At 53.5% G+C, this 14,299-nt stretch carries 15 protein-coding genes; 4 read left to right on the top strand and 11 right to left on the bottom strand.

Annotated elements, in window-relative coordinates; translation table 11 throughout:
* Positions 1–80 precede the first annotated feature (80 nt).
* From modF to E6C74_RS11680, 3 genes are all read right to left on the bottom strand, one after another.
* Positions 81–1,535: a molybdate ABC transporter ATP-binding protein ModF gene (modF, locus tag E6C74_RS11670; protein ID WP_136485322.1), complete on the bottom strand. Its 1,455-nt coding sequence runs from the start codon at positions 1,533–1,535 to the stop codon at positions 81–83.
* A gap of 162 nt (positions 1,536–1,697) precedes the next feature.
* Positions 1,698–3,335, bottom strand: coding sequence for a chaperonin GroEL (gene groL, locus E6C74_RS11675; RefSeq protein ID WP_136485324.1), 1,638 nt, complete (start codon positions 3,333–3,335; stop codon positions 1,698–1,700).
* Between the two features lie 54 nt (positions 3,336–3,389).
* Positions 3,390–3,680: a co-chaperone GroES gene (locus E6C74_RS11680; protein ID WP_136485327.1), complete on the bottom strand. Its 291-nt coding sequence runs from the start codon at positions 3,678–3,680 to the stop codon at positions 3,390–3,392.
* Between the two features lie 251 nt (positions 3,681–3,931).
* Between E6C74_RS11680 and E6C74_RS11685 the strand changes: the two genes are divergently transcribed.
* Positions 3,932–4,549, top strand: a complete 618-nt coding sequence (locus E6C74_RS11685; protein WP_136485511.1) for a metalloregulator ArsR/SmtB family transcription factor — start codon at positions 3,932–3,934, stop codon at positions 4,547–4,549.
* A 142-nt stretch (positions 4,550–4,691) separates the two neighbouring features.
* The gene (locus tag E6C74_RS11690; RefSeq protein ID WP_136485329.1) at positions 4,692–5,039 is read left to right on the top strand and encodes a DUF3135 domain-containing protein; all 348 of its coding nucleotides are present in this window, start codon (positions 4,692–4,694) and stop codon (positions 5,037–5,039) included.
* Between the two features lie 56 nt (positions 5,040–5,095).
* Here the strand turns inward: E6C74_RS11690 and E6C74_RS11695 are convergent, their stop codons facing one another.
* Positions 5,096–5,554, bottom strand: coding sequence for a DUF805 domain-containing protein (locus tag E6C74_RS11695; RefSeq protein ID WP_240798176.1), 459 nt, complete (start codon positions 5,552–5,554; stop codon positions 5,096–5,098).
* Positions 5,555–5,586: 32 nt separating this feature from the next.
* Positions 5,587–5,934 carry a 5-carboxymethyl-2-hydroxymuconate Delta-isomerase gene (locus E6C74_RS11700; protein ID WP_136485331.1) on the bottom strand — a complete coding sequence of 116 codons (348 nt, stop codon included), beginning with the start codon at positions 5,932–5,934 and terminating at the stop codon, positions 5,587–5,589.
* Between the two features lie 231 nt (positions 5,935–6,165).
* Between E6C74_RS11700 and tpiA the strand changes: the two genes are divergently transcribed.
* A complete protein-coding gene (gene tpiA / locus E6C74_RS11705) occupies positions 6,166–6,936 on the top strand; it encodes a triose-phosphate isomerase (protein ID WP_136485333.1) in 771 nt (256 codons plus the stop codon).
* Between the two features lie 202 nt (positions 6,937–7,138).
* Positions 7,139–8,509: an MATE family efflux transporter gene (locus E6C74_RS11710; protein ID WP_136485335.1), complete on the top strand. Its 1,371-nt coding sequence runs from the start codon at positions 7,139–7,141 to the stop codon at positions 8,507–8,509.
* A 157-nt stretch (positions 8,510–8,666) separates the two neighbouring features.
* Here E6C74_RS11710 and rraA read toward each other — a convergent pair whose 3' ends face one another.
* The 6 genes from rraA to cytR form a co-directional block, all read right to left on the bottom strand.
* Positions 8,667–9,221, bottom strand: coding sequence for a ribonuclease E activity regulator RraA (gene rraA, locus E6C74_RS11715; RefSeq protein ID WP_136485337.1), 555 nt, complete (start codon positions 9,219–9,221; stop codon positions 8,667–8,669).
* Between the two features lie 75 nt (positions 9,222–9,296).
* Positions 9,297–10,214, bottom strand: coding sequence for a 1,4-dihydroxy-2-naphthoate polyprenyltransferase (locus E6C74_RS11720; protein ID WP_136485339.1), 918 nt, complete (start codon positions 10,212–10,214; stop codon positions 9,297–9,299).
* Positions 10,215–10,340: 126 nt separating this feature from the next.
* On the bottom strand, positions 10,341–11,672 hold the full coding sequence (hslU, locus tag E6C74_RS11725) for an HslU--HslV peptidase ATPase subunit (RefSeq protein WP_136485341.1): 1,332 nt from the start codon (positions 11,670–11,672) through the stop codon (positions 10,341–10,343).
* A 33-nt stretch (positions 11,673–11,705) separates the two neighbouring features.
* Complete coding sequence (gene hslV / locus E6C74_RS11730) at positions 11,706–12,263, bottom strand: ATP-dependent protease subunit HslV (RefSeq protein ID WP_136485344.1); 558 nt, start codon at positions 12,261–12,263, stop codon at positions 11,706–11,708.
* 131 nt (positions 12,264–12,394) lie between these two features.
* A complete protein-coding gene (locus E6C74_RS11735; RefSeq protein ID WP_136485346.1) occupies positions 12,395–12,949 on the bottom strand; it encodes an SPOR domain-containing protein in 555 nt (184 codons plus the stop codon).
* 128 nt (positions 12,950–13,077) lie between these two features.
* A complete protein-coding gene (cytR, locus tag E6C74_RS11740) occupies positions 13,078–14,085 on the bottom strand; it encodes a DNA-binding transcriptional regulator CytR (protein WP_136485348.1) in 1,008 nt (335 codons plus the stop codon).
* Positions 14,086–14,299 lie beyond the last annotated feature (214 nt).

Raw genomic sequence — 14,299 nt, forward strand, 5'->3', positions numbered from 1 at the left:
CCGGCAAAAGTGATCGCTAACAATGCCCGGTAAAAAGAACCGGTAATAAAGCGTTGCCCCGGCAACGCTTTTTTTGTGACTTACCGCCCGCTGCGCGAGTGGATGTCGACCCGGTAGCCCTGTCCGTTGTTAGCGACAAAGTCGACAAAATGATGCACCGCATCCAGCGCATCTTCCTCGTGGTGAGTCACATACAGCAACTGGCTAATCTGGCTTGAGGCAATCCGGTTCAGAGCATGGAATACCAGCTTGCGATTGAGAAAATCCAGCCCCTGATACGGCTCATCCAGAATCAGCAAAGCCGGCTGTTTGATCAGCGCACGGCCAATCAGCAGCAGGCGCTGCTGGCCATAACCCAGTGAGCGGAATCCGACTTTTTCCAGCTCGGCCATCTCCAGCATCCCAAGCCACTCACGCGCCAGGAGGATCTCTTTTTTACTCGGCTGCTGATACAGACCAATCGAGTCATAAAAACCCGACACGAGCACTTCCAGCGCGCTGCAATTGACCCGATACTGCAGGTGCAGTGCCGACGACACCACACCAATGTGCTTTTTGACATCCCAGATGGTTTCGCCGCTACCGCGTTGCATACCCAGCACACGAATGTCATTGCTGTAACACTGCGGATGGTCACCGAGAATCAGGCCCAGTAAGGTACTTTTACCGCAGCCGTTCGGCCCGCGCACCTGCCAGTGCTGACCGCGTTCAATCCGCCAGTTCACACCGTGGAAAATCGGCGCATCGACATACTCGACGGTGACGTTATTCATCTCCACCAGCGGGTCGGGGTACGCATGCGGACTTTGATGCGCCTGCATCAGCGCCAGCATGGCATCACTTTTCTGCTCTGACAGCGCTTTCATCTGCGCCATTAATGGGTGGCTGAGCCAGTCAGCACGCGTTAACGTCTGCACCAGTTTCTGCTCATCGAACAGCGCCACATCAGTGATAAACGGTGGCAGCTCATCTTCGCGCGCAGTCACGATCAGCAGTTGCATCTGCTGTGCCAGTTGCTCAAGCAGTTCAGATAGATGGGCCCGGTGGGCGATATCCAGCCCGGAATAAGGTTCATCGAGGATCAGCAATTGTGGTTTAAGCGCCATCGCGCGGGCCAGCATCACCCGGCGGGTTTCCCCGGTCGAGAGCTGACGAAAGCCGCGCTGACGCAAAGCCAGCAGGTCCGTCTGTTGCAGCAACAGCTCCAGCTCCTCAGCACTGCAGCCGGTGTCACGCACCAGCTGTTCCACACTCGAACCGTAGTCGATGCGGTCCATAAAATCGGTGTCATCGTTAGCCAGTTCCAGATCGAGCAGACGCTGCTGTTCATGCAGCGAAACACAGGCAATACGCTCAGGCAAACCGGTCACTGTACCCTGCTGCGGGCTGAGTTCACCACTTAAAACCCGCACCAGCAAAGACGCGGCGTTACTGTGGGTCGAGAACATGCCCCAGTGCTGACCAGGTGTAAGCTGCCACTGTTCTATGGTGAGTGAGACCGATTCGGTCTGGTGTTTAAGCTGTTGAATCTGCATAACGTCCTTCCTTGGTAAGAGCCGATTAGTGTGCAAAAAGCGCCGCCGAATTACCAGTGCTTGTGTCATTTCACTGCGCACAAATCTCCACTGCCAGTCTGGCAAACAGGCATAAAAAAAGCCGGAGTGTTCACTCCGGCTCTCTTCTGCATCAGGGGATGATTACATCATGCCGCCCATGCCACCCATACCGCCCATGTCAGGCATTGATGGGCCGTCTTTCTGTGGCAGTTCAGTCACCATAGCTTCAGTGGTGATCATCAGGCCAGCAACAGACGCGGCAAATTGCAGTGCGCTACGGGTTACTTTGGTTGGATCCAGAATACCCATTGCGATCATATCGCCGTATTCGCCCGTTGCTGCGTTGTAACCGTAGTTACCTTCGCCCGCTTTCACGTTGTTGGCAACCACAGACTCTTCATCGCCTGCGTTCTTAGTGATTTGACGGATTGGAGCTTCCATCGCACGCAGAGCAACGCGGATACCGACGTTCTGCTCTTCGTTGTCGCCAGTCAGTTCAGTCAGTTTCGATGCAGCACGGATCAGAGCCACACCACCACCAGCAACCACACCTTCTTCTACCGCTGCACGAGTTGCGTGCAGTGCATCTTCAACGCGGTCTTTCTTCTCTTTCATTTCAACTTCAGTGGCTGCGCCAACTTTGATGACCGCAACACCGCCGGCCAGTTTAGCCACGCGCTCTTGCAGTTTCTCTTTGTCGTAGTCAGAAGTTGCTTCTTCGATTTGCTGACGAATCTGAACCACACGGCCCTGAATCGCGGCTTCTTCACCGGCACCGTCGATAACCGTGGTGTTTTCTTTGGTAATGGTGACACGTTTCGCCTGACCCAGATCTTCCAGAACCGCTTTTTCCAGTTCCAGACCAATCTCTTCAGAGATAACAGTACCGCCAGTCAGGATTGCGATATCCTGCAGCATCGCTTTACGACGATCGCCAAAACCAGGAGCTTTCACTGCGGCGACTTTCACGATACCACGCATGTTGTTGACAACCAGTGTTGCCAGCGCTTCGCCTTCTACGTCTTCTGCGATGATCAGCAGCGGACGAGATGCTTTCGCGACACCTTCCAGAACTGGCAGCAGTTCACGGATGTTAGACACTTTCTTGTCAACCAGCAGGATGAACGGGTTTTCCAGATCAACGCTGCCCGCTTCCTGGTTGTTGATGAAGTAAGGAGACAGGTAACCGCGGTCAAACTGCATACCTTCTACTACGTCCAGCTCGTCCTGTAGAGCCTGACCTTCTTCAACGGTGATCACGCCGTCACGGCCGACTTTTTCCATCGCCTGAGCAATGATGTTACCAACGCTTGAATCAGAGTTGGCAGAGATGGTACCTACCTGCGCGATGGCGTTGTTGTCTGCACATGGAACAGACAGCGCTTTCAGCTCTTCAACGGCCGCGATGACCGCTTTGTCGATACCGCGCTTCAGATCCATCGGGTTCATGCCCGCAGCCACGGCTTTCAGACCTTCGTTGACGATAGCCTGTGCCAGTACAGTCGCGGTAGTGGTACCGTCGCCTGCTGCGTCATTTGCCTGCGACGCCACTTCTTTCACCATTTGTGCGCCCATGTTCTGGAATTTGTCTTCCAGTTCAATTTCACGCGCCACAGATACACCATCTTTAGTAATCGTAGGTGAACCAAAAGATTTGTCCAGTACCACGTTACGGCCTTTAGGGCCCAGGGTTACTTTTACTGCATCAGCCAGAACGTTTACACCTTCCAGCATTTTTACTCGAGCGTCATTACCAAATTTTACGTCTTTAGCAGCCATTTTGTATTTCCTCTCTTGAATTCGGTTTTAATTAATCGTTTTGATTCGGAGCAATTACTCAACGATTGCCAGAATGTCGTTCTCAGACAGAATCAGTACTTCTTTGCCGTCGATTTTTTCTGACTTGGTGCCGTAGCCTTCTGCAAAAATCACTGCATCGCCAACTTTCACGTCCAGAGGCAGAACTGTACCGTTTTCGAGAATGCGGCCTTTACCTACTGCAAGCACTTTACCGCGCGTTGACTTTTCAGCTGCAGAACCAGTGAGAACAATTCCACCAGCAGATTTAGATTCAACTTCTTGGCGTTCAACGATAACTCGGTCATGTAATGGACGAATATTCATCGGTCGTCTCTCCTGATTAAATTTCCATTTGGTTGATGTAACGCTGGGTGACCAGCTTGTGAATGATATGTGGGGGATAAAACAGCATAACCCAAGGGGGTGAAGTGAAAAAAATGTGATGAAATTAACGAATCTGCGCAGTCATTCATCAGCTACTGCACTGCGGCACGTTTTCCTTGCCCGTGTATAGTAAATAATTTGCTTTATTAACCTGATTATCCATAATAGATCAGAGGAATAAGAGGGAAATGATGAAGACGATCGACCGGATTTTACACACCATCAAACGTGAAGGTGCCGTGACCGCCAAACAGCTTGCCGAAGACTTAGGCATCACCACCATGGGGGCCCGTCAGCACCTGCAGGCCTTAGAAGATGACGGTGTTCTGGCCTTTCATGATGTGAAGGTCAAAGTCGGCCGTCCGACCCGCCACTGGTCCCTGACCAAACAGGGCCATGATCAGTTTGCCGACCGCCACGGCGAGCTGACCATTCAGGTTATCGAAGCGGTGGAACACATTTTCGGTAAAAAAGGGCTAGCTAAAGTCGCCGCTGAGCGTGAAGCGCAGACACTGGCCCAGTATCAGCAAGCGGTGCAACACTGCCCCGATCTGACCGCGAAGCTGGAAAAACTGGTCGAACTTCGCGAGCAGGAAGGCTACATGGCCGAACTGGAACAGACCGAGCAGGGCTACCTGCTGGTGGAAAACCACTGCCCTATCTGTAAAGCCGCCCAACGCTGTCCGAATCTGTGTCAGTCAGAGCTCAACGTGTTTCAGCGCCTGCTCGGCGATGAATGCCGGGTGGAACGCAGTGAACATATCATTGCCGGTGAGCGGCGCTGTACCTACCAGATTTATCCGCTCTGATCAGGCGCTGACTGGCCGTCACACCAACAGCGCTGTCTCATTTTTGAGAAGCACCCATAGCCGCCAGGCAGTATGCCGTTTTGTCTCTTATGCTTGAAGTATTGATAACATCATCAATGCCATGCTGGCACAGGAGCAAGCCATGTCCCCCCCACATACCCATGAAGCCCTGCAGACGCTGCCACCGTTTGATGAACTGGTCGAAATGGCCAAAACCGATCCGGATGGATTCAACCGCTTTAAGCACACCATGTGTCAGGAGATGATTCAGTCGGCCTCAGATACCATGCAGGCCAGACTGCAGGCCCAGCAGAGCCACATCGACCTGATCCTCAGTCACTGCAAAAATCCCGACCACGCCAATGTGACCCTGATGCGCGAACTGTCGATGCAGATGGTAAAATTCCGCAATGCACTGGATGGCGATCTGGATGAACAAAGTGAAGCGCAGGTTATTCCATTCCGGCCGCGCAATGACACCTGGCGCTAACACTCATCCTGAGGATGCCAGGGTATCCTCCAAAGCGGAGCGATAAGTCAGCGGTTTCAGCCCTGCTCCGGCGGGCCAAACCGGTTGTTGTCTTCAACGGCGGGTAACAAGCCACACTCAATTAAAATCCAACTGCCACACAGCAGCGCCAGCAGGGTCGCTCCGGTATCCAGCAAGGTCGGCGTGATGGCCATGTCATCTTCGGCGCCCGGCACCATCATACGCCCGATCACCAGCGGCACATTGAGCAGCAACCACCAGCTGGTTTTATTGCGATCGTGCCAGCGTTTGGCGGTGACAGCCAGATCGGGGATGAGTAATACCAGCAGCAGCAAAGGGATCAGGACCGGAGCCAGCCCCGGCACCAGGCGGTGACACAGCTGAATAAAGACCACGATGCTCAGGTAGTAGCACAGATTCCAGATCCAGAAGGTACGCCGTCCGACCCGGCCCTGAAAAGAGAACAGCAACTGCTGTAACGATTGTGAATCTAAAGACATAACTCTTAACGACATAACCTCTCCTTTGGGCCCGGGCTGGCGGAATGTCAATGCATCACACTACGGAAACAGGCCTGATCCAATTCACGAATACTGACCGATAAGCTACGTACCTGCCCGGTCTGGCTGTCGAGCACTTGCATCAGTTGCTGCGATAACGCCTGCTTCTGCTCAGCGCTGTAACCGGACATCACTTCGACACTGATATAAATAAAGTCTTCACTGTCGGCCTGATCGCCAATCAACCAGTGATGACAGCGCAGGGTGCGTGATTTCACCGTCAGCACATCAAATAATCCGGACTCAATCATCACTTGATGGAGATCTTCCAGCAGCCCCTGCACATTGACGCGCTCCTCAACTGAATTAGAGTACTCCAGCACCAAATTAGGCATAGTCACTTCCCTGTTACGTCATTTCATCATAGTAAACTGACACTAATAGCAAGTCGCAGCACAAAATCCGAGCATATCCCCTCTATTCTGTATAGCAGATCACTGCCGCACACGTGCGGCACTGGATAAGATCCCAGAAAGTCATGACCGGAGTCATGATCTGCTCAGTTTTATCTGTTATATTCAGTCGCAATCAGGTTTTTTTTATTAATTGAAATTGGAGATATTCCTATGCGTCGTCCTGTAGTGATGGGGAACTGGAAACTAAATGGCAGCAAAGCAATGGTGACTGAACTGTTGGCTGGCCTGAATGCAGAACTTGAAGGTGTAACTGGTGTTGACGTGGCAGTCGCGCCACCGGCACTTTACCTGGATCTGGCTGAGCGTCTGATCGCAGAAGGCGGCAACAAGATGATCCTGGGTGCACAAAACACTGACCTGAACAACAGCGGTGCGTTCACTGGCGATATGTCTCCGGCTATGCTGAAAGATTTCGGTGCTTCTCACATCATCATCGGTCACTCAGAGCGTCGTGAATACCACCACGAATCAGACGAGTTCGTCGCGAAGAAATTTGCGTTCCTGAAAGAAAACGGCCTGACTCCGGTTTTCTGTATCGGTGAGTCTGAAGCGCAAAACGAAGCGGGCGAAACTGAAGCAGTATGCGCACGTCAAATCAACGCAGTGATCGACGCTTACGGCGTAGAAGCCCTGAACGGCGCGATCATCGCTTACGAACCAATCTGGGCAATCGGCACTGGTAAAGCAGCGACTGCAGACGATGCACAGCGCATCCACGCTTCTATCCGCGCCCTGATCGCAGCCAAAGACGCAGCGGTGGCTGAGCAAGTGATCATCCAGTACGGCGGTTCAGTAAAACCTGAAAACGCAGAAGCTTACTTCGCCCAACCAGACATCGACGGTGCTCTGGTTGGCGGCGCATCTCTGGATGCGAAAAGCTTTGCCGCGATTGCTAAAGCAGCAGCAAAAGCCAAAGCTTAATCGCTTTTCTGGGTAAAAAAGGTCGGCTTGCCGGCCTTTTTTCGTTGCTGCGCCTTACCGTCAGCGTGCTAGTGCCTCCCGGCAATATCAGGTATCCTTATTATATTGCGCTGCCACACTCGCCTATCCGTCTTCATCTGAGCCCACAGGCGCGAGTCTCCCGGCGGCTTCATACATCACCAACCGGCTTGCAGAAACAGATATGAACGATAAACACGGCCTGCTCTCGGCACCGATTGCGCTGGTATTGCGCCAGATGACCCTCCCTATGGTCGTCGGCATGATAGCAATTCTGATGTTCAATCTGGTCGACACCTTTTTCATCTCTCTGCTCGGTACTGATGCCCTGGCGGCGATCAGTTATACCTTTCCGGTCACGTTTGCCGTCAACTGCATCACCATGGGCATCGGCGTCGGCTTATCGACCAGCATCGGCCGCCTGCTCGGCCAGGGCGAAGCCCCGAATGCCGCCCGTTTTGCCACTCATGGTCTGATCCTGGCCGTGTGTCTGGTCACGCTCGCCTCACTCAGCGGCTTCTTCACTATCGAGCCGCTGTTTCTGGCACTGGGCGCCAAACCTGAGCTACTGCCGCTGATCGAACAGTATATGCAGGTGTGGTACCTGACGATTCCGCTGCTGGTGATCCCGATGGCCGGCAACAGCGCGATTCGCGCCACCGGTGACACCAAAACACCGGCGAAAATGATGCTGCTAGCCGGAGCGATTAACGGCGGCCTCGATCCGCTGCTGATCTTTGGCTACGGTCCGTTTCCCGAACTGGGCATGCAGGGCGCGGCGATTGCCAGCGCTGTATCCTGGCTCGGCGCTCTGCTCGGCTCCGGGTATGTGCTGATCAAACGCGAACACCTGCTGGCTGTGCCGCGCCTCAATTATTTGCTGCACGACTGGCGCCAGATCCTGAAAATCGGTACTCCGGCCGCGCTCTCCACCGCCATGAACCCTATCTGCGGCGCACTGCTGATGAAGCTGCTCTCCAGTCACGGTACGGCAGCGGTGGCAGCTTATGGTGCGGCACAGCGGATTGAATCCATTCTGATCCTGGTACTGATGTCGCTGACTTCGGTGCTGACGCCGTTTATGGCGCAGAATCTGGGCGCGGGGAATCCGCAGCGCAGTTTTGCCGGCCTGTTCCTCAGCCTGCGTTTTGCCCTGCTGTTTCAACTGATGATTTTTATCATGATGGTGCCACTGAGCATTCCGCTCGCGGCGCTGTTCTCACAAGAGCAGGCGGTGCGTGATCTGTTATGGCATTACCTGCTGGTGGTGCCGTTCAGCTACGGCTGTCAGGGAGTGGTAATGATGCTGGTATCAGCGCTGAATGCCCTGCATCTGCCGCTCAAGGCGTTTCAGTGGAGTTTTATGCGTCTGTTTGTGTTTACCCTGCCTGCGGCCTGGCTTGGGTCATGGCTGTTCGATATTGAAGGGTTATTTATCGGTATTGCCTGCGGCAATGTCCTCGGCGGCGTGTTAGGTTATCTGTACGCCGTGCTGCTGCGCCGCCGTTTTAGCGCCGCGCACCACCAAGCAGGCAGCTCCGCGGCGACACACTAAGCCAACACGTCAGTCGCATTGCGACCCTTAAGCCGCATCACTAGATCTCTGTCAGCCGTAAGCTATCTACCAGCAGTAATCTGTCTGCCAGCAACAAGCTCACTGTCTGGTGGCGACAAAAAAGCCGGCTGTCAGGCCGGCTTAATTTCAGTAACGATCAGAGCAGTCTGTCGTCATCGTCCAGAATCTCTTCCAGTTCTTCCAGCACTTCATCTTCTTCACCGTCGAGACCACTGTTGAGCGGCTCTTGTGACAAGATGATACCGGTATTGTCCGCATAGAGATAATCTTCCGGCAGGAAAGTGACGCCACCGAAATTGACCGGTACATCCACTTCACCAATCCCCTGCGCGGTGGCACCAACCGGGATCGAGGCCATGGCCTGAATGCCGATACTCATGTCTTCCAGCTCGTCGACTTCACGTACACAGCCGTAGACCACGATGCCTTCCCATTCGTTCTCTTCCGCCAATGCCGCCAGTTCAGCGTCAATCAGCGCACGACGCAGTGAGCCGCCCCCATCAATCAGCAGTACCCGGCCCAGGCCGTCCTGCTCGAGGGTTTCGCGGATAAGACCATTATCTTCAAAACATTTAATGGTCGTGACCTGCCCCGCGAAGGAAGCACAGCCGCCAAAATTGCTAAACATGGGTTCTACCACATCCACCTGGTCGAGATAGATATCACATAACGCAGAGGTGTTATATTCCATAGCTTGAGTCTCTTTGCGAACAGTCTTTAAACGAGTATATCGGGTCGTTGAGTCAATGCAATGACATTGTGCACATTAACTCGTCAGAGTTTGCGCGATAACTACCCCAACAAACAAAAGGTTAGTCACCAGCGAACATTTGACGATCGCCGGTAGCATAGGGGCAATCTGGGCCGGCTTTTGGGTCGCCCATACCGCACGGCTGTGGCGGGTAACAATAATCAGGCTGAGCAGAAACGGCAGGCTGATCCAGACCGGTTTACTCTGCATCAGCAGATAGCCGCCAAATGCCACCAGCGCACCCGCCAGGAGCAGAAAGTGATAGTGCTTGGCGCGTTGCTGACCCAGACGTACTGCCACGGTCCGCTTACCGCATTCAGCATCATTCTCGATGTCACGCATATTATTGACATTGAGCACCGCGACCGCCAGCAGACCGCAACCTAACGAGGGCAGAAACAGGCTCCAGTCAATCGAGCCGGTGTGCAGAAAATAAGTGCCGGATACGCCGAGCAGACCAAAAAAGATAAACACCGACAAATCACCCAGGCCAACATAGCCATAGGGCTTATTACCCACGGTATACGCAATCGCCGCCGCCATCGCCAGTACGCCAAGACCAATAAAGACCAGAATGCTTTGCAGACTGTCGAGGGCATACAGCACCAGTCCCAGACCGGCAACAATGGTCAGCACCACATTAATGATGATCGCCTGCTTCATATCGGCCAGTGATACCTCACCAGACTGGATGGCCCGCATCGGACCGAGCCGTTTTTCATTATCGGTGCCTTTGACGGCATCACCGTAGTCATTAGCAAGATTAGACAAGATCTGCAGCAGCGTCGCGGTTAACAGCGCCAGCACCGCAATCGCCGGAGTAAAACGGCCGGATGAGAAAGCCAGAGCACTGCCGGTAAAAATCGACACCAGTGCCAACGGCAGCGTTTTAGGGCGAGCGGCGTCAAACCAGATACGTAATGAATTATTCATAGTGATGAGAGATTGATCAACATACGTTCAGTATACGCCCAACCTGACAACACAAAAAAGCCCACCAGATCAAGGTGGGCTCAGAAAAATGCACAATTTTATACGGTCAGAGTAAAACCGGGCCGATTACAGGATGAAACGGCTCAGGTCTTCGTCTTCCACCAGCTCACCCAGACGAGCTCTGACATAAGCACCGTCAATAGTCAGGCTGTCGCCGGCTTTTTCCGTGGCGTCAAACGAGATTTCATCCATCAGACGCTCCATCACAGTATGCAGACGACGGGCACCGATATTCTCCGTTGTCTCGTTGACCTGCCACGCCGCCTCTGCAATCTGCTTGATGCCGTCTTCGGTAAAGTCGACATTGACATCTTCGGTTTTCATCAGCGCAATGTACTGTTCGGTCAGTGAAGCTTTGGGTTCGGTCAGGATGCGTTTAAAGTCATTGCTCGACAGCGCTTCCAGCTCAACCCGAATCGGCAGACGGCCCTGCAGCTCAGGGATCAGATCCGATGGCTTCGCCACCTGGAACGCGCCGGAAGCAATAAACAGGATGTGGTCGGTACGCACCATGCCATGCTTGGTGGATACCGTGCTGCCTTCAATCAACGGCAGCAGATCACGCTGCACCCCTTCACGGGACACATCCGGACCTGAGCTCTCGCCGCGTTTACAGATTTTGTCAATCTCGTCGATAAACACAATGCCATTATTTTCAACATTGTAAATCGCCTGTTCTTTCAGCTCTTCCTGATTAACCAGCTTAGCCGCTTCTTCTTCAGTCAGTGCTTTGAGCGCTTCTTTGATTTTCAGCTTACGCTTTTTCTTGGTGTCGCCACCCAGATTCTGGAACAGACCCTGCAGTTGGTTGGTCATCTCTTCCATGCCCGGAGGCGCCATGATCTCTACGCCCATCTGCGGCGCAGCGACTTCGATCTCAATCTCTTTGTCATCCAGTTTATTTTCTCGCAGTTTCTTGCGGAAAACCTGGCGGGTATTGGAAGACTCATCGTTGTGCTCGGCCTGGCCCCACGCATCGCGCGCCGGTGGCAGCAAGGCATCCAGAATACGCTCTTCCGCCAGCTCTTCGGCGCGGAATTTCACTTTCTCCATCGCCTGCTGATGGGTCAGTTTTACCGCCACATCCGTCAGATCGCGGATGATGGTTTCAACTTCTTTGCCGACGTAACCCACTTCAGTGAATTTGGTCGCTTCAACTTTGATGAAGGGCGCGTTAGCCAGTTTGGCCAGACGACGGGCAATTTCAGTTTTACCCACACCGGTCGGACCGATCATCAGAATATTTTTCGGCGTCACTTCAACGCGCAGGCTCTCTTCGAGCTGCATACGGCGCCAGCGGTTACGCAGTGCAATCGCAACCGCTCGTTTCGCTTTATCCTGTCCGATGATGTGACGGTTCAGTTCATGGACAATCTCACGAGGAGTCATTTCAGACATAATGCTTTCCTTCAATTCGGTGGCTGGCAGCGCTTACTGATCGCTGGTCGCTGGCAGCAGTCCCGCAGGGATCTCCAGCTCTTCAATCGTATGATGGTGGTTGGTGAACACACAGATGTCACCGGCAATCTTCAGGGCTTTTTCCGCAATCTCGCGCGCATCCAGCTCGGTATTTTCCAGTAGGGCAATCGCCGCCGCCTGGGCATAGTTACCGCCGGAACCAATCGCAATCAGGTCATGCTCCGGCTGCAGCACATCACCATTACCGGTAATGATCAGCGATGCGGTTTCATCTGCCACCGCCAGAATCGCTTCCAGGCGGCGTAACGCACGGTCACTGCGCCAGTCTTTAGCCAGTTCAACCGCGGCTTTGGTCAGGTGTCCCTGGTGCATTTGCAATTTACTTTCGAAACGCTCAAATAGCGTGAATGCGTCCGCCGTACCACCCGCGAATCCGGCCAATACTTTGTTGTTGTACAAACGACGAACTTTGCGCGCGTTGCCTTTCATCACGGTATTGCCAAGCGAGACTTGTCCGTCACCTGCGATGACAACTTTGTTATTACGACGTACAGATACGATGGTAGTCACTAGGAACCCCTTTGTGGTTTTCACTATCAAGATAGTGGTTATATGAGGCTGGAAAATCAAAATTCAAGGGAAAGAATCAGCGCCACAACGCAAAACGCCCGGAGAAACTCCGGGCGTTACTGATATCAAGTTTACTGCTGCTCTTTCCAGATAGCACAAGGCTCAATCTTGGCACGCTGCAGCTTATGCTTGTCACGCTCAGCGTCGCGCTTGAACTTGTAAGGGCCGAGAACCACCCGGAACCAGCTGCTGCCTTCCTTGTTGCGGATCTTACTGCTCAGCCCCTGAAAGGCGATATCCAGCTTGCGGGTTTCAGCCTGGTGCATGGTTTTATAGGCCCCGCACTGCATGATGTAAGGAATGTCCGACACCTGCAGCTCTTTGGCTTTGACCTCAATCTGACGATTAGGCAGCGATTCCACGTAATCCCACTGTTCGGTTGGCGGCGGCGGCAGGCTGTTGGCCGGCTGCGGTTTACTGACCGGCTGTGGCTTGGTTTCCACCACTTGCGGTGCTGGTGGCTCGGGATCCTGACTGAGCTGATACAAACCATAGCCAAAGCCGCCCGCCAGCACGAGAGCCAGCAAGCCACTGCGCCAGGGTTTTCTGCGTCGGGGAGTGGGAGTTGTTTTCCGGGTCGGCTTTTTCGGACTACGACCACGTCTTACATAATCTTTATTAGCCACAAACTATTTCAAAAGTTGACAATTTTGTCTTCATGTTAATGCAGTTTCCTGCCGGATAACAGAGCAGAAATGGAAGCGGCGTGTCAAAATACGCCGCTCACACTGAGAGATTACTCGTGGTTAAAGCACTAGATTGCACATGGCGGAGCCGCGCTGTCGCGTACCACCAACTGGGTTTCCAGTAAACGTGAACCGGCCTGAACATCGTTGCCGCGCAGCAATTCCAGCATCATCAGCATTGCCTGGCGGCCAATCTCATAACGCGGCTGAGAAATGGTAGTCAGCGGTGGATCGCAGTACTGGGCAAACTGAATGTCATCGAAACCGACCACCGAAAGATCCTGCGGCACTCGCGTACCCAGACGTTTGGCTTCCTGAATCGCTCCAATCGCCATGGTATCGTTGTGGCAGAAAATCGCCGTCGGCGGCTCGGACAACGCCAGCAGCTGACGCACCGCCTGAGCACCCGATTCAAATGAGAAATCACCGCTCACACTGTAGTCTGGATTGCGGGTAATCCCGGAGCGGCGCAGCGCCTGCTGGTAACCTTGCTGGCGGAACTGGCACAGAACGGCCGTATCCGGGCCGGCAATTTGCGCCACCCGTTTGTGGCCCATCTGGGTCAGATAGTTCACCGCTTCAAACGCCGAGGTCAGGTTATCAATATGTACCGTGGGCAGCTCCAGTTCCGGGGCAAACTCACACGCCATCACCATCGGCGGCAGGTTTTTCTGTTCCGGCTTACTGACATCAAACGGCAGGTCGGTCCCGAGCAGCAACATACCGTCCGCCTGCTTGGTGAACACCAGGTTCACAAATGAGCTTTCACGTTTTTTCTGCTGACCGCTGTCACCCAGCAGCACCAGATAACCGTGTTCCATCGCCGCATCTTCAATGCCGCGGATGATCTCGGTGTAATACGGGTCACAGATATCCGGCACAATGGCCACAATCGTTTTGGACTCATTGCGACGCAGATTGCGCGCGAGAGAGTTAGGGGAATAACCAGCTTCTAACACCGCCTCTTCAACCCGTTTACGGGTCGAGGATGAGACTTTCTCGGGATTCATCAGAGCACGCGATACGGTCGCCGTTGATACGCCTGCAAGCTGGGCAACATCCTTCATTGTCGCCATAGGGGGTACTGTCCTCTTTTCTCGGTTCTTAATAAAAATTCATCGTGTCTGAGACACTGATTATCGTTATAGAGCGCCGCCGGGCATCCGGTTTGGCTGCTAACATTGCTTGGATTCACGCTTACCTGCTGCACGTTCGCTTAAGGTTCGCCACATTTAGGCCAGCGAAAACGATTCACTGCGCGATTATGGCATTTAGTGTATTCCTTTCCGA

The organism is Vibrio sp. H11 (assembly GCF_004804295.1).
GTDB lineage: Bacteria > Pseudomonadota > Gammaproteobacteria > Enterobacterales > Vibrionaceae > Vibrio > Vibrio ostreae.

Coding starts and splice junctions, on each gene's coding strand:
- modF (WP_136485322.1), bottom strand. CDS start 1,535: ATGCAGATTCAACAGCTTAAACACCAGACCGAATCGGTCTCACTCACC.
- groL (WP_136485324.1), bottom strand. CDS start 3,335: ATGGCTGCTAAAGACGTAAAATTTGGTAATGACGCTCGAGTAAAAATG.
- E6C74_RS11680 (WP_136485327.1), bottom strand. CDS start 3,680: ATGAATATTCGTCCATTACATGACCGAGTTATCGTTGAACGCCAAGAA.
- E6C74_RS11685 (WP_136485511.1), top strand. CDS start 3,932: ATGAAGACGATCGACCGGATTTTACACACCATCAAACGTGAAGGTGCC.
- E6C74_RS11690 (WP_136485329.1), top strand. CDS start 4,692: ATGTCCCCCCCACATACCCATGAAGCCCTGCAGACGCTGCCACCGTTT.
- E6C74_RS11695 (WP_240798176.1), bottom strand. CDS start 5,554: ATGTCGTTAAGAGTTATGTCTTTAGATTCACAATCGTTACAGCAGTTG.
- E6C74_RS11700 (WP_136485331.1), bottom strand. CDS start 5,934: ATGCCTAATTTGGTGCTGGAGTACTCTAATTCAGTTGAGGAGCGCGTC.
- tpiA (WP_136485333.1), top strand. CDS start 6,166: ATGCGTCGTCCTGTAGTGATGGGGAACTGGAAACTAAATGGCAGCAAA.
- E6C74_RS11710 (WP_136485335.1), top strand. CDS start 7,139: ATGAACGATAAACACGGCCTGCTCTCGGCACCGATTGCGCTGGTATTG.
- rraA (WP_136485337.1), bottom strand. CDS start 9,221: ATGGAATATAACACCTCTGCGTTATGTGATATCTATCTCGACCAGGTG.
- E6C74_RS11720 (WP_136485339.1), bottom strand. CDS start 10,214: ATGAATAATTCATTACGTATCTGGTTTGACGCCGCTCGCCCTAAAACG.
- hslU (WP_136485341.1), bottom strand. CDS start 11,672: ATGTCTGAAATGACTCCTCGTGAGATTGTCCATGAACTGAACCGTCAC.
- cytR (WP_136485348.1), bottom strand. CDS start 14,085: ATGGCGACAATGAAGGATGTTGCCCAGCTTGCAGGCGTATCAACGGCG.